The sequence below is a fragment of the Pseudomonadota bacterium genome, from assembly GCA_039818985.1.
Lineage (GTDB): Bacteria > Pseudomonadota > Alphaproteobacteria > Sphingomonadales > Sphingomonadaceae > Alterisphingorhabdus.
This window is the reverse complement of the sequence record JBCBSU010000001.1, coordinates 1,187,781-1,208,160: the sequence shown is the minus strand read 5'-3', so window position 1 is coordinate 1,208,160 and position 20,380 is coordinate 1,187,781. Positions and strand designations below refer to the sequence as shown.

The 20,380-nt window shown below is 58.2% G+C and carries 25 protein-coding genes, 1 other RNA gene and 1 pseudogene; 5 read left to right on the top strand and 22 right to left on the bottom strand.

From position 1 onward, the window contains the following. Nucleotides 1-87: 87 nt before the first annotated feature. The 15 genes and pseudogenes from nuoI to efp form a co-directional block, all read right to left on the bottom strand. A complete protein-coding gene (gene nuoI, locus AAFX04_05765; protein MEO1044926.1) occupies nucleotides 88-573 on the bottom strand; it encodes an NADH-quinone oxidoreductase subunit NuoI in 486 nt (161 codons plus the stop codon). Beyond that, on the bottom strand, nucleotides 570-1,043 hold the full coding sequence (locus tag AAFX04_05760; protein ID MEO1044925.1) for a hypothetical protein: 474 nt from the start codon (nucleotides 1,041-1,043) through the stop codon (nucleotides 570-572). Before AAFX04_05760 ends, nuoI begins: the two co-directional genes overlap by 4 nt. Continuing rightward, entirely contained in the window at nucleotides 1,040-2,089 is a 1,050-nt protein-coding gene (gene nuoH, locus AAFX04_05755; protein MEO1044924.1) for an NADH-quinone oxidoreductase subunit NuoH, read from the bottom strand. Before nuoH ends, AAFX04_05760 begins: the two co-directional genes overlap by 4 nt. Next, nucleotides 2,086-2,376 (bottom strand): hypothetical protein, encoded by a 291-nt coding sequence (locus tag AAFX04_05750; protein ID MEO1044923.1) that lies wholly within the window; start codon nucleotides 2,374-2,376, stop codon nucleotides 2,086-2,088. Before AAFX04_05750 ends, nuoH begins: the two co-directional genes overlap by 4 nt. After that, nucleotides 2,373-4,385, bottom strand: a complete 2,013-nt coding sequence (nuoG, locus tag AAFX04_05745; GenBank protein MEO1044922.1) for an NADH-quinone oxidoreductase subunit NuoG — start codon at nucleotides 4,383-4,385, stop codon at nucleotides 2,373-2,375. The genes AAFX04_05750 and nuoG overlap by 4 nt, the downstream gene beginning before the upstream one ends. Nucleotides 4,386-4,387: 2 nt before the next feature. Continuing rightward, the gene (nuoF, locus tag AAFX04_05740; GenBank protein MEO1044921.1) at nucleotides 4,388-5,719 is read right to left on the bottom strand and encodes an NADH-quinone oxidoreductase subunit NuoF; all 1,332 of its coding nucleotides are present in this window, start codon (nucleotides 5,717-5,719) and stop codon (nucleotides 4,388-4,390) included. 3 nt (nucleotides 5,720-5,722) lie between these two features. Continuing rightward, the gene (locus AAFX04_05735) at nucleotides 5,723-5,878 is read right to left on the bottom strand and encodes a hypothetical protein (GenBank protein ID MEO1044920.1); all 156 of its coding nucleotides are present in this window, start codon (nucleotides 5,876-5,878) and stop codon (nucleotides 5,723-5,725) included. Then, nucleotides 5,878-6,546: an NAD(P)H-dependent oxidoreductase subunit E gene (locus AAFX04_05730; protein MEO1044919.1), complete on the bottom strand. Its 669-nt coding sequence runs from the start codon at nucleotides 6,544-6,546 to the stop codon at nucleotides 5,878-5,880. Before AAFX04_05730 ends, AAFX04_05735 begins: the two co-directional genes overlap by 1 nt. Next, a complete protein-coding gene (locus AAFX04_05725) occupies nucleotides 6,539-6,844 on the bottom strand; it encodes a hypothetical protein (GenBank protein ID MEO1044918.1) in 306 nt (101 codons plus the stop codon). Before AAFX04_05725 ends, AAFX04_05730 begins: the two co-directional genes overlap by 8 nt. After that, on the bottom strand, nucleotides 6,841-8,073 hold the full coding sequence (locus AAFX04_05720; GenBank protein MEO1044917.1) for an NADH-quinone oxidoreductase subunit D: 1,233 nt from the start codon (nucleotides 8,071-8,073) through the stop codon (nucleotides 6,841-6,843). The genes AAFX04_05725 and AAFX04_05720 overlap by 4 nt, the downstream gene beginning before the upstream one ends. A gap of 41 nt (nucleotides 8,074-8,114) precedes the next feature. After that, nucleotides 8,115-8,720 (bottom strand): annotated as a pseudogene (locus AAFX04_05715) (NADH-quinone oxidoreductase subunit C). 4 nt (nucleotides 8,721-8,724) lie between these two features. Further along, nucleotides 8,725-9,267, bottom strand: coding sequence for an NADH-quinone oxidoreductase subunit B family protein (locus tag AAFX04_05710; protein MEO1044916.1), 543 nt, complete (start codon nucleotides 9,265-9,267; stop codon nucleotides 8,725-8,727). Nucleotides 9,268-9,278: 11 nt separating this feature from the next. Further along, entirely contained in the window at nucleotides 9,279-9,653 is a 375-nt protein-coding gene (gene ndhC / locus AAFX04_05705) for an NADH-quinone oxidoreductase subunit A (protein MEO1044915.1), read from the bottom strand. A gap of 222 nt (nucleotides 9,654-9,875) precedes the next feature. Then, on the bottom strand, nucleotides 9,876-10,700 hold the full coding sequence (locus tag AAFX04_05700) for an inositol monophosphatase family protein (protein ID MEO1044914.1): 825 nt from the start codon (nucleotides 10,698-10,700) through the stop codon (nucleotides 9,876-9,878). Between the two features lie 37 nt (nucleotides 10,701-10,737). Next, nucleotides 10,738-11,298, bottom strand: a complete 561-nt coding sequence (gene efp, locus AAFX04_05695) for an elongation factor P (GenBank protein MEO1044913.1) — start codon at nucleotides 11,296-11,298, stop codon at nucleotides 10,738-10,740. Nucleotides 11,299-11,492: 194 nt separating this feature from the next. Here efp and AAFX04_05690 point away from each other — a divergent pair, with 194 nt between their 5' ends. Continuing rightward, nucleotides 11,493-11,702, top strand: coding sequence for a hypothetical protein (locus tag AAFX04_05690; protein MEO1044912.1), 210 nt, complete (start codon nucleotides 11,493-11,495; stop codon nucleotides 11,700-11,702). A gap of 11 nt (nucleotides 11,703-11,713) precedes the next feature. Here AAFX04_05690 and thiE read toward each other — a convergent pair whose 3' ends face one another. From thiE to tkt, 7 genes are all read right to left on the bottom strand, one after another. Continuing rightward, entirely contained in the window at nucleotides 11,714-12,367 is a 654-nt protein-coding gene (thiE, locus tag AAFX04_05685; protein MEO1044911.1) for a thiamine phosphate synthase, read from the bottom strand. Between the two features lie 3 nt (nucleotides 12,368-12,370). Next, nucleotides 12,371-13,042 carry an O-methyltransferase gene (locus tag AAFX04_05680; protein MEO1044910.1) on the bottom strand — a complete coding sequence of 224 codons (672 nt, stop codon included), beginning with the start codon at nucleotides 13,040-13,042 and terminating at the stop codon, nucleotides 12,371-12,373. A gap of 14 nt (nucleotides 13,043-13,056) precedes the next feature. Then, nucleotides 13,057-13,959, bottom strand: coding sequence for a fructose bisphosphate aldolase (locus AAFX04_05675; GenBank protein ID MEO1044909.1), 903 nt, complete (start codon nucleotides 13,957-13,959; stop codon nucleotides 13,057-13,059). 2 nt (nucleotides 13,960-13,961) lie between these two features. Then, nucleotides 13,962-14,486 carry a GNAT family N-acetyltransferase gene (locus AAFX04_05670; GenBank protein MEO1044908.1) on the bottom strand — a complete coding sequence of 175 codons (525 nt, stop codon included), beginning with the start codon at nucleotides 14,484-14,486 and terminating at the stop codon, nucleotides 13,962-13,964. Further along, nucleotides 14,483-15,667, bottom strand: a complete 1,185-nt coding sequence (locus AAFX04_05665; protein MEO1044907.1) for a phosphoglycerate kinase — start codon at nucleotides 15,665-15,667, stop codon at nucleotides 14,483-14,485. Before AAFX04_05665 ends, AAFX04_05670 begins: the two co-directional genes overlap by 4 nt. Before the next feature lie 30 nt (nucleotides 15,668-15,697). Then, nucleotides 15,698-16,705, bottom strand: coding sequence for a type I glyceraldehyde-3-phosphate dehydrogenase (gap, locus tag AAFX04_05660; protein MEO1044906.1), 1,008 nt, complete (start codon nucleotides 16,703-16,705; stop codon nucleotides 15,698-15,700). A gap of 71 nt (nucleotides 16,706-16,776) precedes the next feature. Then, nucleotides 16,777-18,783, bottom strand: coding sequence for a transketolase (gene tkt / locus AAFX04_05655; protein MEO1044905.1), 2,007 nt, complete (start codon nucleotides 18,781-18,783; stop codon nucleotides 16,777-16,779). Nucleotides 18,784-18,983: 200 nt separating this feature from the next. Here tkt and AAFX04_05650 point away from each other — a divergent pair, with 200 nt between their 5' ends. From AAFX04_05650 to AAFX04_05635, 4 genes are all read left to right on the top strand, one after another. Then, nucleotides 18,984-19,181, top strand: a complete 198-nt coding sequence (locus tag AAFX04_05650) for a hypothetical protein (GenBank protein ID MEO1044904.1) — start codon at nucleotides 18,984-18,986, stop codon at nucleotides 19,179-19,181. Next, entirely contained in the window at nucleotides 19,181-19,549 is a 369-nt protein-coding gene (locus tag AAFX04_05645; GenBank protein ID MEO1044903.1) for a cell division protein ZapA, read from the top strand. Before AAFX04_05650 ends, AAFX04_05645 begins: the two co-directional genes overlap by 1 nt. Nucleotides 19,550-19,559: 10 nt before the next feature. Continuing rightward, nucleotides 19,560-19,716: non-coding RNA, 6S RNA (gene ssrS / locus AAFX04_05640), on the top strand. A 44-nt stretch (nucleotides 19,717-19,760) separates the two neighbouring features. After that, complete coding sequence (locus tag AAFX04_05635; GenBank protein MEO1044902.1) at nucleotides 19,761-20,372, top strand: 5-formyltetrahydrofolate cyclo-ligase; 612 nt, start codon at nucleotides 19,761-19,763, stop codon at nucleotides 20,370-20,372. Nucleotides 20,373-20,380: the final 8 nt, after the last annotated feature.

Below are 20,380 nucleotides of genomic sequence, written 5' to 3'. Positions count from 1 at the left end.
TGGCGGGTCTCTCAGAGCGATGAAAAGCGAAGTAACGGCACCGGGTCCGGCACCAAATGACTCTTGCGTGATTCTGTTGCGCCGCGTTTAACGATAGGGCGCGTCGGCTTCAAGGTTTGCGGCAATCGCGCGCTCCCACTTGTCACCATTTTCCAGCAGCTTGTATTTGTCGTAAATCAGTTCCTCGCGGGTCTCGGTCGCATATTCGAAATTCGGGCCCTCGACGATGGCATCGACCGGACAGGCTTCCTGGCAGAAACCGCAGTAAATGCACTTGGTCATGTCGATGTCATAGCGGGTGGTGCGGCGTGAGCCATCCTCGCGCGGCTCGGCCTCAATAGTGATCGCCTGGGCCGGGCAAACCGCCTCACACAACTTGCAGGCAATGCAGCGTTCCTCGCCATTGGGATAACGCCGCAGCGCATGCTCGCCCCGGAACCGCGGCGAGATCGGGTTCTTCTCATAGGGGTAATTCACCGTCTTCTTCGGCTTGAAGAAGTAGCGCAGCGTCTTGGCGTGCGCGATGATGAATTCATACAGGGTGAAAGACTTGATGAGCTGGGTAGCACTCATGAATCAATCTCCGAAACAGGCTCAAACTGGGTGTTGCAGACACCAACAGCATAATAGCGATAAGGCTCTTGACCCCATTCGGGATCGCGGTGGGTTACATGGGCAATGGACATGCCTTCACTACGCAGATTCAGTGTTACGGCATAGGTGACCGAGTCGACGCGACGCATAATCTGATATTCGCGGAACCATTGTGAGGCATGCAGGCTGTTCACCATGGCACGCCCGTTGAGAAACGCTTTGCTCTTGCTGTTCAGCGCCATGGCCAGGCTTTTATTGGCAGGATGCTGATCGGGAAAAGCGGGCACGACACCGGTCAGATCAATCTGCTGATCAATTTTGCCATCTTCAGACTTGCGTATAAGGACACAGGCAAACTGGGTCTCCCCGATAGCAGGCTGCGGTCGCTCATCGAGCATCTGAGCCGTCGCCTGGGGCGCAAGTAAAGCTATGGCCAGAAAGACACTCACAGCCCCACCCTCTGATACATCACCCAACCACTGACCAGCACTACGAACAGCAGCGACAGCGGCAGGAAGACCTTCCACCCCAGGCGCATCAGCTGATCATAGCGGTAACGCGGCACCGTCGCCCAGATCCATGAGAACAGGAAGAACATGACGAACATCTTGAGCAACAACCAGATGATGCCCGGCACCATGTAGAGCGGCTCCCAGTCGAACGGCGGCAGCCAGCCACCCCAGAACAGGATGGCGTTCAGGGCGCACATCAGCAGGATATTGGCATATTCGCCGAGCCAGAACAGCGCGAAGCTCATCGAGCTATATTCGGTCTGATAGCCGGCCACGAGCTCGGATTCCGCCTCGGTCAGGTCAAACGGCGCGCGCGCGGTTTCCGCCAGTGACGAGATGAAGAACACCACCCACATCGGGAACAGCAGCACGTTAAAGGCATAGGCGTTGACAACGCCAAGCCCATGGCCGCGTTGGGCCTCGATAATCTCGTTGAGGTTGAAAGTGCCGGCAAACAGCACGACGCAGACCAGCACGAAACCGATCGAGACCTCATAGGAAATCATCTGCGCAGCGGCGCGCATGGCCGAGAAGAACGGATATTTCGAGTTGGAGGACCAACCGGCAATCACCACGCCGTAAACGCCGAGCGAGCTGATTGCGAGGACATAGAGCAGGCCGACATTGATATTGGCCAGCACCGCCTGGGCGCTGAACGGGATCACCGCCCAGGCCATCAATGCCACGGTGAAGGTGATGATCGGCGCCAGCAGGAACAGGCCTTTATTGGCACCCGAGGGGATGATGGTTTCCTGCAGGAACACCTTGAGCGCATCGGCAAAGCTCTGCAGCAGGCCGAACGGGCCAACGACATTGGGGCCGCGGCGCAGTGATATGGCGGCGATTACCTTGCGGTCGACATAGATGATCATTGCCACCGCCAGCATCACCGGCAGCGCGATCAGCAATATGCCGCAAATGGTGGCGATCAGCCATGCCGTCTCGAAACCGAGACCGAAAGTGGACTGAAAAAACTCGGTCATGATGGATCACCGCTGAAGAGCGCCGAGCGCTGCAACCAGAATGTTTGAAACCAGAGGAAAAGAATGCCCATGCCAAGTGGCCAAGTCGCCGAAAACAAGGCACTAAATATTGCACGCTGCAAGACGGCATCTTCAATGTTTATAGGCCCAATATCTTCGACAGACGTTATGGCCCTTGTTTCCTGATACATGCCGTAACCAATATAGATTTCCAGTATGAATGTCAGAAGCGCGAGAAGGAACATGATCACATGCGACTTACGCAATAGCCAAGGCAATTGTGTCATTCTGCTGCCTCCAGCATATCATCGGCATGAAGCAGTTCGGCCGAGCAGCGCTGCATCGTCTGGCTGGCGCGGGCAATGGCGTTGGTGAGGTAGAAGTCACTGATCGGATAGCGCACTACGCCCTCCGGCTTGTCGTCCAGCTTTGGCGGCGCCCATGCGAAATCGATCACGCCCTCTTCGGCGAGCTCGGGAACAGCCACGACCATCGCGGCGCGGCATTCGGCAAAGCTGTCGAACGACAGCCTGTGGCCCAGCACATCGGAAAGCGCGCGCAGGATCGACCAGTCTTCGCGGGCATCACCCGGCGCAAATACTGCCTTGTCGGAGAACTGCACCCGGCCTTCCAGATTGACATAGGTGCCGTTCTTTTCGGGGTAGGCTGCTGCCGGCAGGATGACATCGGCGGCATGCGCACCCTTGTCACCATGATGGCCGATAAACACCTTGAAGCTATCCGCAAAAGCGGTGAAATCGACTTCATCGGCGCCGAGGAAGAAGGTCAGTTTCGGCTTGGCCGCGACAATGTCCGCCATGCCGCCCGGCTGGGCATAGCCGAGCATCAGCCCGCCCATACGCGCGGCGGAGAAATGCAGCACGTTAAAGCCGTTCCAGTCGTCACGGACCATGTTGAACTTGTCCGCCAGCTTGAGTGCCGCGCCATGTGCGCCGTCAATCGCCAACGCTGCACCGCCGACAATCACCGCCGGACGCTCCGCAGCCTTGAGCGCATCACTGAGCTTTTTCGGTAGGCGTTTCAGTATCTTGAGATCATCGCCGAGCCACTCGACCTTATAGGTAAGGTCAACCTCGGGGCCGATGGCAAAGACCTTGGCACCGCGCTTGATCGCCTTGCGGATGCGGGTATTGGCCAGCGGCGCTTCCCAGCGGATATTGGTGCCGATCAGCAGGATCGCATCGGCGGTTTCGATGCCGTTGAGGCCGGAATTGAAATTGACCGCCGCCATATTGGAAACATCATAGGCCATGCCGGTCTGACGGCCTTCGAGCAGGCTGGAGCCCATCGCCCCGACCAGCTCACGCGCGGCAAACATGGTTTCGCAATCGACCAGATCACCGGCAATGGCAGCCACCGAGGAACCGGCATCCTTCGCAACCTTGGCAATCGCCTTGAACGCTTCGTCCCAACTGGCCTCGACCAGCTTGCCGCGCTTGCGGATATAGGGCTTGTCGAGCCGGCGACGCATCAGGCCATCCACGGCATAGCGCGTCTTGTCGGTGGCCCATTCCTCATTCACATCGTCATTGACCCGCGGCAAAATCCGCAGAACCTCGCGGCCGCGGCTGTCGAAACGCACATTGGTGCCGACCGCGTCCATCACATCGATGCCGAGCGTTTTTTTCAGCTCCCAGGGCCGCGCCTCAAAGGCATAGGGCTTGCTGGTCAGCGCCCCGACCGGGCATAGATCGACCACATTGCCCGAAAGCTCTGACTGGACCGCATGTTCGAGATAGCTGGTGATCTGCATATTCTCGCCGCGGCCAATCGCGCCGATATCTTCAACGCCAGCCACTTCCTCGGCAAAGCGCACGCACCGGGTGCAGTGGATACAGCGGGTCATGATCGTCTTGACGATCGGGCCCATATATTTCTCGGTAACGGCGCGCTTATTCTCTTCATAGCGCGTCGAGCCGCGGCCATAGGCCATGGCCTGGTCCTGCAAATCGCACTCGCCGCCCTGATCGCAAATCGGACAATCGAGCGGATGGTTAATCAGCAGAAACTCCATCACGCCTTCGCGCGCTTTCTTGACCATCTCGCTGTCGGTGCGGATTTCCTGTCCCTCGGCGGCGGGCAGCGCACAGCTTGCCTGCGGCTTGGGCGGTCCGGGCTTCACCTCGACCAGACACATGCGGCAATTGCCGGCAATAGAAAGGCGCTCATGATAGCAGAAACGCGGAATCTCCTTGCCCGCAAGCTCACAAGCCTGAAGCACAGTCGCGCCCTGCGGGACTTCCAGTTCTACGCCATCTACGGTGAGTTTAGGCATGGTTACTCCGCAGCCTCCATCATTTCATCGGAACCGCCGCCCTGACGCTCGCGGATGCGGCGTTCCATTTCGGGGCGGAAGTGGCGGATCAGGCCCTGGATCGGCCAGGCCGCGGCATCACCTAGGGCGCAGATGGTGTGACCTTCGACCTGCTTGGTGACCTCAAACAGCGTATCGATATCGGCGATATCGGCGTCACCGGTACGCATTTTTTCCATCACGCGCCACATCCAGCCTGTGCCTTCGCGGCAGGGCGTGCACTGGCCGCAGCTTTCATGCTTGTAGAAATAGCTGATCCGGCTGATCGCCTGGATAATGTCGGTCGACTTGTCCATCACGATAACGGCTGCAGTACCGAGGCCCGAGCCGAGTTCCTTCAACCCGTCAAAATCCATCGGCGCGTCCATGATCTGCTCCGCCGGGACCAGAGGAACCGAGGAGCCGCCGGGAATCACCGCGAGCAGATTGTCCCAGCCGCCGCTAATGCCGCCGCAATGCTTCTCGATCAGGTCCTTGAACGGGATGCTCATCGCCTCTTCGACAACACAGGGCTTTTCGACATGGCCGGAAATCTGGAACAGCTTGGTGCCATGGTTATTCTCGCGACCGAAGCTGTTGAACCAGCTCGCACCACGCCGCAGGATCGTCGGCACCACCGCAATGCTCTCGACATTATTGACCGTGGTCGGGCAGCCATAAAGCCCTGCCCCTGCCGGAAAAGGCGGCTTCAGGCGCGGCTGGCCCTTTTTGCCCTCGAGACTCTCGATCATCGCGGTTTCTTCACCGCAAATATAGGCCCCTGCCCCGCGATGGACGAAGACGTCGAAATCATAGCCGGATTTGGCGGCATTTTTGCCGAGCAGCCCAGCGGCATAAGCCTCTTCCACCGCAGCGAACAACGTCTCCGCCTCGCGGATATATTCACCGCGAATATAGATATAGGCCGCGCGTGCGCGCATGGCGAAACCGGCCACCAGCGCGCCCTCGATCAGCTTGTGTGGATCATGGCGGATAATCTCGCGGTCTTTGCAGCTGCCCGGCTCGGATTCATCGGCATTGATTACAAGGAAGCTGGGGCGCGGATTGCCAAACTGGTCTTTGGGCGCTTCCTTGGGCATGAACGACCATTTGAGACCTGTGGGAAAGCCCGCACCGCCACGACCGCGCAGTCCGGATTCCTTGACCTCGGCGATAATCTTGTCCTGGCCCAGCGCTATCAGGTCTTTGGTCTTGTCCCAGTCACCACGCGCATGTGCCGCCTTCAGGCCCCAATCCTGAAAGCCATAGACATTGGTGAAGATACGGTCCTTGTCGGAGAGGAAATCAAAGGTCATGGGTCAGCTCTTCTTCGATTCCATTGCAAGATAGACGACGACTACGATGCCCGCGAGCACGGCCAGGCCGAGCACAGCGTAGAGAAATTGCAACACATAGCCGGCTATGACCAGCACACCGAGCACCGCGAGAATGGTAAAAAGAGTCCGCCCCTCCATCACCACTCTCCCCGATAGTCATGATTGGCATCAACCATTTCTTTCAAAGTGGTCGGCCCGCCTTCGGGCTCGCTCGATTTGCGACCCTCTATCTGGGTGCCGGTTTTCGGACTTTCGCCATTGGCCAGCGCTTCGAGGATGGCGGTGGCGCTGTCATAGTCCAGATCTTCATAATTATCGTCATTGATCTGGAACATTGGTGCAGAGGAACAATTGCCCATGCATTCCACCTCGGTCAGGGTGAACATACCATCGGGTGTCGTCTTGCCCTTGACCATACCCTTGTTCTTGCACGCCGCCATGACGTCATCCGATCCGCGCAACATGCACGGCGTGGTGCCGCACACCTGCACATGATAGCGACCGACCGGCGCGAGATTGTACATGGTGTAGAAGGTCGCGACCTCATAGGCGCGCATAAACGGCATATCGAGATAGTCGGCGACATATTCGATTACCGGGACAGGCAGCCAGCCCTGTGTTTCTGTTTCGGCGCCCACCTGACGCTGCGCCAGATCGAGCAGCGGCATCACCGCCGAACGCTGGCGCCCTTCAGGATAGCGCGCGATGACGGCTTTGGCCTGCTTGTCATTGGCGGGCGTAAAGGCAAAGCCGCCCCAGCGAGCGCGGACTTCGGCTTCATCGGGGGCATTAGCGACATCACTCATCGGCGGACTCTTTCACGGACTTGTCGTAATCTTTTTGCATCTTCTCGATCCGGGGATAGAGAAAGCCCCACCAGATCACATTATACGCACCGGCAAAATACACAGCCAGTTCATCGGTGATGAAGGGAATATCGGGCAGTACGATCCAGCGCGCGTAAATAGCTGCTGTAATGCAGGCCCAGATGATACCGAACGTCGAAAAATACGACTTATAGCGCGATGCGAAATCCGCCCACTGCGCAAAAAGCCGAACTTCTGTTTTCGCAGGCTTATCCAGAATATTGTCTGGCTTGCTCACCGATCACACTCCCCGAACACAACGTCAATGGCGCCGAGAATAGCGGTGGCGTCGGGCAGCATATGGCCCTTGCACATGAAATCCATCGCCTGCAGGTGCGAGAACGCCGTCGGGCGGATCTTGCAGCGATAGGGTTTGTTGCTGCCATCGGCGACCAGAAAGACGCCGAATTCACCCTTGGGGCTTTCGGTGGCGACATAGACTTCGCCGGCGGGCACATGGAAGCCCTCGGTATAGAGCTTGAAGTGATGGATCAGCGCTTCCATTGATTGCTTCATCTCGCCACGCTTGGGTGGCACGACCTTGCGGTCGGTCGAGGCAATTGGACCTTCGGGCATTTGCTGCAGGCATTGCCGCATGATGCGTGCCGACTGGCGCACTTCCTCGACGCGGACCATGAAGCGGTCATAGCAATCGCCATTGGTACCTACCGGCACGTCAAACTCCATCCGGTCGTAAACATCATAGGGCTGCGACTTGCGCAGATCCCAGGCGATGCCCGAACCGCGGATCATCGGGCCGGAAAAGCCCCATTTGATCGCATCATCCTTGCTGACCGTGGCAATATCGACATTGCGCTGCTTGAAGATCCGGTTGTCGCTGACCAGGCTCATCGCGTCTTCGAACAGCTTGGGAAATTCATCGAGCCAGTCGGCAATATCGGTGAGCAGTTTGAGCGGCACATCCTGATGGACACCGCCGGGGCGAAAATACGCGCTGTGCATGCGTGCGCCCGATGCCCGTTCGAAAAACTCGAGACACTGTTCGCGGATTTCAAAAATCCAGATATTCGGCGTCATCGCGCCGACATCCATCACATGCGCACCGATATTGAGCATATGGTTGCAGATACGGGTTAGCTCGGCGAACAATACGCGCAGATATTGCGCCCGCTCGGGCACTTCCAGATCGAGCAGCTTCTCGATCGCCAGCACATAGCTATATTCCTGCGCCAGCGGCGAGCAATAATCGAGCCGGTCAAAATAGGGTAAAGCCTGCAAATAGGTTTTATATTCGATCAGCTTTTCGGTGCCGCGATGCAGCAAACCGACATGCGGGTCGACACGCTCGATAATCTCGCCATCGAGCTCCATCACCATACGCAGCACGCCGTGCGCCGCCGGATGCTGCGGGCCGAAATTGATGGTGTAGTTCTGGATCTCCAGATCACCGGTCTCCGGATCACGAGCGTCTGTTTCGCCCAGCATTTCCTCGACATGGCCCGCCATTATTTCGCGTCCTTATTTTTTGTGTCACCGTCCTCGTCTTCCGCCTTTTCGTCGCCAGGAAGCACATAGTCCGCGCCTTCCCAGGGCGAGGTGAAATCGAAGCTGCGGAAATCCTGCGCCAGCTCGACCGGTTCATAAATGACGCGCTTCGCTTCTTCGGAATAGCGCATCTCGACATAGCCGGTGAGCGGGAAATCCTTGCGAAACGGATGTCCACGAAAGCCATAATCGGTGAGAATGCGGCGCAGATCCGGATTGCCGGAGAAAATCACGCCATACATGTCGAACACTTCACGCTCGAGCCAGCCGGCAACCGGCCAAATATGGGTAACGCTGGGCACCGGATGGTTTTCATCGGTACTGAGCTTGATCCGAATTCGGTGGTTGAGCGTCAGGCTGAGCAGATGATAGCAGACCTCGAACCGTTCGGCGCGGTCGGGATAGTCGACACCCGCGATTTCCATCAGCTGCTGATAATCATGGTCGTCACGCAGCGCCTGCAGCACATTGGCTATGGCATCGCGATCGACGATCAGCGACAATTCACCATTGGCCTCGACCACATGGAGCAGGCTGGAGCCGAGACTGGCCTTCAACGCATCGACAATACCGTCGCGCGGCGCGATATGGGGAGCGGAGTGTGCCATCGGATCAACGCTCCAGCGTGCCGATACGGCGGATCTTGCGCTGCAGCTGCATCACGCCGTAAAGCAAGGCTTCCGCAGTTGGCGGGCATCCGGGGACATAGATGTCCACCGGCACAATCCGGTCGCAACCCCGCACCACCGAATAGCTATAATGATAATAGCCGCCACCATTTGCGCACGACCCCATGGAAATCACATATTTCGGATCGGACATCTGATCATAAACGCGCCGCATTGCCGGTGCCATTTTGTTGCACAATGTGCCGGCGACGATCATTACATCCGACTGGCGCGGCGAAGCGCGCGGCGCGGCACCAAAGCGCTCCATGTCATAGCGCGGCATGTTGACGTGGATCATTTCCACCGCGCAGCAGGCGAGACCAAAGGTCATCCACCACAAGGACCCGGTGCGCGCCCATTGGAACAGCTCTTCGGTAGAAGTGACCAGAAAACCCTTGTCATTCACTTCGGCATTGAGGTCCTTGAAAAAAGCCTCATCCGGCGGTGTGTTTTCAGCGACTGGAGCCTTTGGGGAAATATCGTTCATCGCTTAAATCCTTACTCCCATTCCAGCGCGCCGATTTTCCAGGCATAGGCAAAGCCGACGATCAACTCGAACAAAAACACCATCATCGTCAGCCATCCGGCCCAGCCGATTTCCTCAAGTGAAACCGCCCAGGGAAAGAGGTAAGCCGCCTCAAGGTCGAAGATGATGAACAGGATGGCTACCAGATAGAAGCGCACATCGAACTGGCTGCGTGAGTCTTCAAAGGCGGGAAAACCGCACTCATATTCGGTTAGCTTGTCGACCGTGGGATTATGCACTCCGGTCAGGCGCGAAACCCCCATGGGCAGGAACACAAAGAGTAGCGACAGAGCCAACGCTATTCCGCCAAAAATCATGATCGGCAAATATTCAATCAGGTCGACCACATAACCACCTTAATCTTGCGACTTCAGCCAAGTTCGATTGGCCTAGTGCGAAACTGACGCGCTTCTAGGCGACAGTCGGGGCCATCGCAAGCCATAGACTCGGTTTTTTTGACCTGCTTTCAGCATAGCAAAACTCTATCGCTTTGGCGGTTTTACGCCAATTTCGGGGAGGGCATCAACTTATCGACGCTGGTGCAGCCATTTAGCCGCATTAAAGGCAGCTCAGGCGTTGCGCAAAGCGCCCGCGACGATCTTGTGCAAACGGCTGTGCAGCTGGTCATTGGCGGCGAGAATCTGGCCCCGGCTCATGGCATCGGGCGTACCGCGATAATCGGTGACAAAACCCCGTGCCTCGCGCACCAGCAAAATGCCTGCCGCGACATCCCAGCTGTTGAGCCCGCTTTCCCAGAAACCGTCATAACGACCAGCAGCCAGCCAGGCGAGATCGAGCGCGGCCGAGCCATAGCGGCGAATGCCTGCAACTTCGGGACCGATGGCGCCGAATATCCGCGACCATTCGGTAAAGTCGCCATGCCCCATAAACGGGATGCCGGTCGCAATCAGCGCTTCATCGAGACGCTTGCGCGCCGAAACCTGAAGCCGGCGATCGCCGAGCCAGGCGCCGCGGTTCTTTTCCGCCCAATAGCTTTCATCGGTCAGCGGCTGATAGACCAGTCCGGCAATGATATCGCCCCACCCCGAGCCATCGGGCTTCGGTTCCTGCGCCGCGATCGATATCGCGAAGTGCGGGATGCCGTGAAGAAAATTGCTGGTGCCGTCGAGCGGATCGATGATCCAGCGCGGACGCGTCGGGTCGCCTTCAATGGTGCCGCCCTCTTCGAGCACGAAACCCCAATCGGGCCGCGCCGAGAGCAGTTCGTCATAAATTGTCCGTTCGGCGCGCTGATCGGCCTTGGAAACGAAGTCCGCGGGCCCCTTTTTCGAGACCTGCAGATGCTCCACCTCACCGAAATCGCGTCGCAGCCGCGTCCCCGCCTTGCGCGCCGCGCGTTCCATGACGCGCATCAGACCCGATAATGCTGGCATCGTCTAACGTCCCTGCCCAGTCTGCCCCAAGCTACCCTCAGGCCTTGCCAACATAAGTGCGTTCATAGACATCGACGATGATGCGCGTGCCGCTCTCAATATGCGGCGGCACCATCACGCGCACGCCATTGTCGAGCATAGCGGGCTTGTAGCTGGAGGATGCCGTCTGGCCCTTGACCACGGCATCGGCCTCGACAATCTCGGCCTCGACCTGATCGGGCAGCTGCACCGAGATCGGCTTTTCCTCATAGAGTTCGAGCATCACATCCATGCCGTCCTGCAGAAATGCTGCGGCATCGCCAAGAAGATCAGTAGCCAGCATGATCTGCTCGTAATTTTCCTTGTCCATAAAGGTAAGCATGTCGCCATCGGCAAACAGGAATTGAAAATCCTTGGTGTCGAGCCGCACCTTTTCGACCGTATCGGCGGAACGGAAACGCACATTGGTCTTGCGCCCGTCGACCAGATTTTTCATCTCCACCTGCATATAGGCGCCGCCCTTGCCCGGCTGGGTATGCTGGATTTTGGCGACTTTCCACAACCCGTTCTCATATTCGAGGATATTGCCGGGACGAATATCGACACCACTGATTTTCATGACATTCCGCCTGTCTGCTTGCTGCTCTTTATGTGACCCGGGCGTCTATAGCGCTGCTGCAGCAATGGCAAGCATTGTCACCGGCGTGAACGGTGTTCGAAAGATTATTACGGCAATGCAAGAATGTGTCGTTTTCATGCAATCCGTCACAGCGCGCTTCTGATAAAAGATTTTACAAGACATCGAAGGATGGAATGATGAAACACAGATCAGAGACATCACGCAAGCGCATCAAAGCAGCCGGGCTGTTCGGCAAGATCACGCCACTACCTGCTGCCCTGCCCAATATGCAGCGGGATGAGGACAGTGTTCCGGAATGCGCCGCATTTGAAGACGATTTTGCCAGCTATCTCGCGCGGCTGCAGCAGGCCCGTGAAACAGGCAAGTCGCCATTGGCTGCCTGACGCTGCCGCCGTCAGTCTTCTGGTGTTGGCGGCGGATTGGCGGCAATCGTCTCGTCAAAGCGCATAACCGCCTGCCCTGGCCCTTCCACCGCGTTCCACACCGCACCACTCACCGCCAGAAAATCCGCCCCTGCGGCAACTATTGGGCCGGCATTATCCGGCGTTAGTCCACCTATCGCGACACAGGGCAACTCGACCATCAACGACCACCATTGGACCAGCTCGGCTGTCGCGCGATGCCGGGTTTCCTTCGTCTGACTGTCGAAAAAGGCTCCAAAAGCGACATAATCGGCGCCAGCCTCACCGGCATCGAGCGCAAGATCACGGCTGGCGTGGCAGGTAACGCCGATTTGTACCTCTTTGCCCAGTGCTGCCCGCGCCTCGGCAACGCTGCCATCGGACTGCCCCAGATGTACGCCATCGGCGCCCAGCCTTTTGGCCAGCGCTATGTCATCATTGACGATAAAGGCACAATCATGATCGGCGCATAGCTGTTGCAGCGGTTCGGCGAGCCGTGCTGCCTCATGCTGATCCAGCTCTTTCACCCGGAACTGGAACGCTGCCACCGGACCAGCTTTCAGTGCCTCTTCCAGACGCCGCGGGAAATCACCACCGACGTCGAGCGGCGAGATCAGATAAAGCTGGCATGGCGGAATGGCGGTCATGGGTTAATCTGTCTGTTCCACAATTGCGAGCAGGAAACCATCCCAGCCCTTTTCACCCACGGTCTGGATAGCGGTGGCCTCGACATCATTTCTGTTGCCGATCATCTCATAGAGCTGGCGCGTACCGGGAACCTTGGGATCGCTGCTTTCGGGATTCACCACCTCGCCCTCGCGTACGACATTGTCGAAGATCAGCATGCCGCCGGGCCTGACCAGCCGGCAGCACCAGTCGAGATAGAGTGGATAATTCTCCTTGTCGGCATCGATAAAGGCGAAATCGAAGGAAGCATCCTCTGCAGCCAAATGCGCCAGCGACGCCGCGGCATCGCCGACGCGGATATCGACCTTGTCGCCAAGACCGGCAGCAGCCGCATTGCGGCGCGCAACTTCAGCATAATCCGGATCAAGCTCCAGGCTGATTATACGGCCATCATCGGGCAGACCGCGCGTCAGCCAGATAGTGGAAAAGCCTCCCAAAGTGCCGATTTCGAGCACATTGCGTGCCGATACCGCCCTGACCATCAGCTCCAGCATCCGCCCCTGTGCTGCCGAGACATCGATGGCAGGAAGGCCCGATGCGCGATTGCTCTCCAGCGTCTGCCGCTGCGCCGGATCATCGCCGATCAGATGATCGGTGATATAGGCATCGACTTCGGACCAGTTAATATCACTCATGCCGCAACGCCAGATCAGGCCATGGACGCGCGATAAATCTCGTCAATCGCGCTGCCCAGCGCCTTGTCGAAGCCGCTATCATCCATGTCCTGCCGCAGATCCTGTAACAGTGCGCGCGAGAAGCTGGCGATCATGCCGGGGTTGCGCGCCAGCGCACTACAGGCTTCGTCACGTGAAAACCCGCCGGACAGTGCCACCACACGCATCACCCGCGGATGCGCAACAAGATCGCCATAGAGATTGGGCGTCGCCGGAATGGACAGCTTAAGCATCACCTGCTGGCTGTCCGGCATAGCATCGAGATGCCGCTTCACCGCATCGTGCAGGATCGCATCGCATTCGGTGCGTGTCTCACTCTTGATATTCACCTCGGGTTCGATGATCGGCATCAGGCCGTGCCCCGCAATCTGCGCCGCGACGGCAAATTGCTGGTCGACAATCGCATTGGTGCCGGTTTCCGAAGCTTCATGGATAACCGAGCGCATCTTGGTGCCGAATATACCCTTGGCGACGGCGCGCTCGCACAGCGCATCAAGTTCAGGCATTGGCTTCATCAGCTGCACACCGTCATCCTGGTCGGCCAGACCCTTGTCTACCTTGAGGAACGGTACCACGCCGCGCTGCCACAGCTTTTGCGGCACCGGCATAGCATCGGCCTCACCATCCATAGTGCGTTCAAACAATATCGCGCCAATGACCTTTTCCCCATTGAAGCATGGCGCCGTGACGATACGGCTGCGCATGGCATGGATCAGCGCGAACATTTCCTCGTCATTGCTATAGGCATCTTCGGAAACGCCATAACCGCGCAGCGCCTTGGGCGTAGATCCGCCACTCTGGTCGAGCGCCGCGATAAAGCCGGGGCTTTCGGCCATCTGTTTCGACATTTCGGGATTATGTGTCGTCTGGTTGGTCATGACTATGCGGTCCTTCGGGATTGAGTCGTGTGTTCGATAAGTGTGGTGACATCGGGCCAGCTGATACGGTAATGCGCCACCGGAATATTGTGTAAATCCTTATTCTCTTCTGCACTCACCGCCCCGCCCATGGCAAGATACAGCGCCTTGGCCCGGTCATTGCCGATAACCACATGCAGGTCGATAGCCGTGCGACCATTGTCGCGGGCGCGGATCGCGGTTTCCCCCATCAAGCATCGTCCGACCCCATGCGAGCGATAGGCTTCGACAACGTGCAGATTATCGAGATAAACCGGATCGCCGTCCCATGCCGCGACAAAACCGATAATCTTGTCATTATCCTCTGCGACCAGCACAATGTCCTGTTCACGGATAATCTTGTTATTCCAGTGTTGCTGCATGATTGACGGCAATTCCTCATCGAGAAATGCCGGAGGCATCTGCTCGCGATAGCTTTGCTGCCAGCTCAGGCTGTGAATCGCGGCAATGGCGGCGCGATCGCCGTCAGCGAACCGGCGGACGATCATGACGTCAAGGCGGCAATACCAGGCAATTCGCGCCCCTCCATCCATTCAAGAAACGCACCCCCGGCGGTCGAGACAAAGGTGAACTGGTCGGCCACGCCGGCATGATTGAGCGCCGCGACCGTGTCGCCGCCGCCAGCGATACTGACCAGCTGCTCTTCCTGGGTCAGCGCCGCCGCAGTCTTGGCCAGCGACACGGTGGCGGTATCAAAGGGTTCAGTCTCGAAAGCGCCCAGCGGGCCATTCCACACCAGCGTTCGGCAGGTTTTGAGCACATCGGCCAGCGCTTCTACCGCTGATGCCCCGATATCGAGTATCATCTCGTCAGCACCAACCTCATGCACATTGACCGTGCGATTGGGGGCGTGGGCGGCAAATTCCTTCGCTACCACCACATCATAGGGAAGGTGCACGGTGCAACCGGCGCTGTCTGCGGCCGCCATGATCGCCTGTACAGTATCGGCGAGGTCATGCTCGCACAACGAATTGCCGACATCGACACCCTGCGCCGCCAAAAAGGTATTGGCCATGCCGCCGCCGATAACCAGATTATCGACCTTGGCCACAAGATTGCGCAGCACGTCAAGCTTGGTCGACACCTTGGCACCACCGACAATCGCCGCTACCGGGTGCTCAGGATTGCCCAGTGCCTGATCCAGTGCTTTCAGCTCGGCCTCGAGCGCGCGCCCCGCAAAAGCCGGCAGCAGATGCGCCAGCCCCTCGGTGGTGACATGCGCCCTGTGCGCTGCGGAAAAGGCGTCATTGACGTAAAAATCGCCAAAGCTGGCCATTTGATGCGCCAGTTCGGCATCATTCTTCTCTTCACCCGGATAATAGCGGCTGTTTTCCAGTACGATGATATGCCCGCCCTCGACAATATCGATGGCATGACGCTCGGGCGAAGCGAGAAAGCCGACCGGCCGGCCAAGCACAGCGCTGAGTGGTTCAACCACAGGGCGCAGCGAAAAAGCCGGGTTGGCAACTCCCTTGGGACGGCCGAAATGCGACAGCAACAATACTTTGGCGCCCTTGTCGGCCAGTTCGCTGACCGTCGGTACCAGCGCACGCAGTCGGGTATCATCGGTGACCTTGCCGTCAGCCATCGGCACATTGAGGTCGACACGTACCAGTACCGGGTGACCAGCGACTGTCCCGATATCATCAAGCGTTCGGAATCTCCCCATATCGCCCTCCCCCGGCGCCATGACGGATGGTCAGAGAAGGCCGGCCATCACGCCTGCAGTATCGACCATGCGGTTGGAAAAGCCCCATTCATTGTCATACCAGCTGACGACGCGCACCAGCTTGCCCTCCATGACAGCGGTTTCCAGACTGTCAATGGTCGAGCTATGCGAATCGCCATTATAATCAATTGAAACAAGAGGCTCTTCACTATAGTTTAGAACGCCTTTTAGCTGGCCTTCGGCTGCCGCCTTGAGCGCACCATTAATCTCTTCGATGCTGGTGTCGCGTGACGGCATGAAGCTGAGATCGACGAGGCTGACATTGGGTGTCGGCACCCGCACCGAGGAACCGTCGAGCTTGCCGTTAAGCTCGGGCAGCACCAGACCGACGGCACGCGCCGCGCCGGTGGTGGTCGGAATCATCGACATTGCCGCAGCCCGGGCGCGGCGCATATCGCCATGGATCTGGTCGAGAATGCGCTGGTCATTGGTATAGCTGTGGATGGTGGTCATGAAGCCGCGTTCGATGCCGACGGTGTCGTGACACACCTTGGCCACCGGTGCCAGACAGTTGGTGGTGCAACTGGCATTGGAGACGACCACATCATCTGACGTCAAGACGTCGTGATTGACACCATAAACCACGGTTTTATCGACATTCTTGGCCGGCGCCGAGATGAGAACGCGCTTCGCTCCGGCGCTGATATGCGGCAGCGAGGCTTCTTTGGACTGGAAGAAACCGGTGCATTCGAGCACGATATCGACGCTCATTTCGCCATGCGGCAGCTTGCCCGGATCGCGCTCGGCGGTGACGCGAATGACTTTGCCATCCACGATCATATTGTCACCATCTGCACTCACCTCGCCAGCAAAACTGCCATGTACGCTGTCGCGCTTGAACAGCAGCGCATTGGCCTTGGCGTCGGCAAGGTCGTTGATCGACACCAGTTCGAGCCCGCTTTCGGGCCGCGCAAGAATGGCGCGGGCGACAAGCCGCCCGATACGCCCGAAACCGTTGATCGAAACCTTGACCGTCATTTTATGCTCCCTGATCCGATATCTGCCGCATGATCATCATGTTGGCGGCGTGATGGTTCTGATACCCGCGCTCAGTCGGGTAAATTCTCCGAAACTTTTGTGGCGATCGCCTCGGCGTCAAAGCCGAAATGCCTGAACAGGTCCGCGCCCGGCGCCGAGGCACCAAAGCGGTCGAGCCCGATGGAAAGACCATTGCGACCGATATAGCGTTCCCACCCCAGCGTGACCCCGGCTTCGACCGACACAATAAATGCATCCTGAGGCAGGATATCGTCACAATAGCTTTGCGGCTGCTCGTCAAAATGACGCCAGCTCGGCATCGACACCACGTCGCAGCCTATAGACTGTTTTTCCAGCTTTTCTGCGGCTTCCAGTGCCAGCGACACTTCCGAACCTGTAGCAACCAGCACCGCGCGACGCGCATGGCCCGCACTCTTGATACGATAGGCTCCCCTGGCGCAGCGATTGGTCTCCGCAGGCTCCATGCGGAATTGCGGCAGCCCCTGGCGGGTCAGCGCCAATATTGTCGGCCGGTCCTTGTTGCGCAGCGCAATCTCCCAACATTCCGCCGTTTCCACCGCATCGGCCGGACGCAGCACATCGACATTGGGCATCATCCGCAGGCTCATAATATGTTCGACCGGCTGGTGCGTCGGGCCGTCCTCGCCAAGGCCGATGCTGTCATGCGTCATGACATAGATGACACGCTGGCGCTGGATCGCCGACAACCGGATCGCAGAGCGGCAATAATCGGTAAATACCAGAAATGTACCGCCATAGGGAATGACGCCGCCATGCAGCGCCATACCGTTCATCGCCGCCGCCATACCGAATTCCCTGATGCCGTAATAAATATAGCGGCCTGCAGGGTTCTCGGCGGAAAAGATCGTCATATCGCCGGTCTTGGTGTTGTTGGAACCGGTGAGGTCGGCCGAGCCGCCTATGGTTTCCGGCACGCTGGCGTTGATAGCCGACAGCGCGAGTTCGGATGCCTTGCGCGTGGCGACCTTTTGCGGCTGTTTGAGCAAGCTGGCAATGTGGCTGTTCAGTCCTGTGCGCTCGGGCAGATCACCAGCCAAGCGTCGTTGAAATTCTTCCTTATTATCGCTGGATGCGAGTCGTTCCTGCCATGCTTTATGCGTTTCTTGATGGCGTGTTCCGGCGGTCCGCCAGCGCTCCAGTACTTCATCCGGCACGGTGAACGGCGAATGGACCCAGCGCAATTCGCGGCGGGCTGCAGAAACCTCGTCCTCGCCCAGCGGCGCACCATGGGTCGCCGCAGTGCCCTGCTTATTGGGGGAACCCTTGCCGATAATGGTGCGGCAGGCAATCAGTGACGGTCGCGCATCGGCAATGGCGGCGTCCATTGCGGTGCGGATGGACTCAGGGTCATGGCCGTCGCATTCAACCACGTGCCAGCCCGATTCCCGGTAGCGACCGGGAACATCTTCGCTGGTCGACAGGTCGGTTGCGCCATCAATGGTGATACGGTTGTCGTCCCACAATATATTGAGCCGACCCAGTCCCAAATGACCGGCCAAACCCACGGCCTCATGGTTAATGCCTTCCATCAGGCAGCCATCGCCGGCGATCACCCAGGTTTTGTGGTCGACCAGATCATCGCCAAATTCCGCATTCAAGTGTCGCTCGGCTATGGCCATGCCCACAGCCATGGCCAACCCCTGCCCCAGCGGACCGGTGGTAGACTCAACACCGGGTAACTCGAAATTCTCCGGGTGGCCAGCACACGGGCTGCCCAGCTGCCGGAAATTGCGGATATCGTCCATGGTCGGTCGCGCATAGCCCGTCAGATGCAGCAGCGCATAGATCAACATCGAGCCATGCCCAGCGGACAGCACGAAACGGTCACGATCAGCCCATTCGGGATCGGCCGGATCATATTTCAGATAATCCTGAAACAGCACTGTCGCCACATCGGCCATACCCATCGGCATGCCGGGATGGCCGCTTTTGGCGCGCTCGACAGCGTCCATGGCCAAAGCGCGAATGGCGTTGGCGCAATCCTCGAAACCGGTCCCGGAAGCTGCTGGTGAATCTGCGTCTGTCTTTGCGGTCATAAAGCGTATCGGCTTTCCTTGCATCGGTCCGGCCTGTCCGATCCGTGGTATTCCGCCCGGCGTCGATTCGTAACGGACGCCGCTCCTTTGCGACTCCTGATCGTGCCCGTCAAGACGGTGGCAGTGGCCATACCGCCTATATCTGCATTCACCGCACTGGAAGCGTTGGACTTTCCGCGTGTGAATGCTATTCCCATGGCATGAGTGGAGACCATCTTATACTTGCCATTGGACGGCTCGAACGCGCTGTCAGCCGTCTTGAACAACAGGCTCAGGCCCAGACTGCAGCCATGGACACGGATGACCTTGTTTCGCGCGCCGAGCATGATCGGCTGCGTCAAGCCGCCGAAGATGCGGTCAAGCGTATCGACCGCATCATCGGCACGGAGGGCAGCTAATGGCGGATCTGACGCTGGACATAGGGGGGCGCTCCTATCCTGTGACCTGCCGCGATGGTGAGCAGGAACACATCCAGTCGCTCGCGGCGATGATCGATGACCAGCTGCGCAAGGCATCAGCGGGTGGGCCAGCAATGACAGAGGTACGCGGGCTGCTCTTCGCTTCGTTGTTCCTCGCCGATGCATTGAAGGAAAAAGAGGCGCAATTGGCGCAGGCAACCAGCGAAAACCCCATGCAGGTCAGCGCTAAAGCCAGTGATGCGCCAACCCCGGCGGTTCCGGCAGGCGCGATCAGGGCACTCGAAAGCCTGGCCGAGAGAGTCGAGGCACTGGCCGAGGCCCTTGAGAAGCCGACAGCGAAAGCCTAGATAAGCCATGGCGGGACTGCAGCGCACGCGCTGACGAGAACATCCCTGAGGCGATACATCTTCCTAAGGGAGCCGTCCCTGTCTGGACTTTGGTCCAATGCATATGGCGCCCACCTGACGTTTTGGCGTCAGAGGATATTCCAGCAACCGACGCACGCGGTTCCGCCACCCATCCCCAGCGGCTTGCGCCGCAACGACAGGACCCATCCGGTTGACCGATATAGCCACTGATAAATCGGCGCTACGCAGCCTGCTGCGCCAGCGACGCAACGCCTTTGTGGCGCAAATGGCACCATTGGAAAAACGGCTTTGCTTCTCGGTTATCCCAAGGCCATTGCGCACGCTGTTCGACAAAGCCACCATTATCGGCAGCTATCACCCCACAAGTTCAGAAGTGACGACAGAGAATTATCACAAGTTATTCTGCGATATAGATAAAATTATTTCATTGCCATGGTTTTCCGACCGACAGACAAGCATGACTTTTCGACAATGGTCAACGTCCAATGCGCTTGAGCAAGGCCCTTTTGACGTCATGCAGCCAAGCCGTCATGCGCCAGAGCTAAGCCCTGACCTGCTGATCGTGCCAATGCTCGGCTTCGATGATCAGGGGCAGCGTCTGGGTCAGGGGGGCGGGCATTATGACCGCTATTTTGCCGCTAATCCCGAAGCGATGCGCATCGGGCTGGCCTGGTCTGTGCAGCAGCATGATTCAATACCGGTTGAAAAGCACGACATGCCACTCGATCTTGTGATCACGCAAGAGGGTGTCATCACCCCTGCCACATCCCGGCTGTCAGGCGATACAGTCACCGCGATATGAGAACGTTG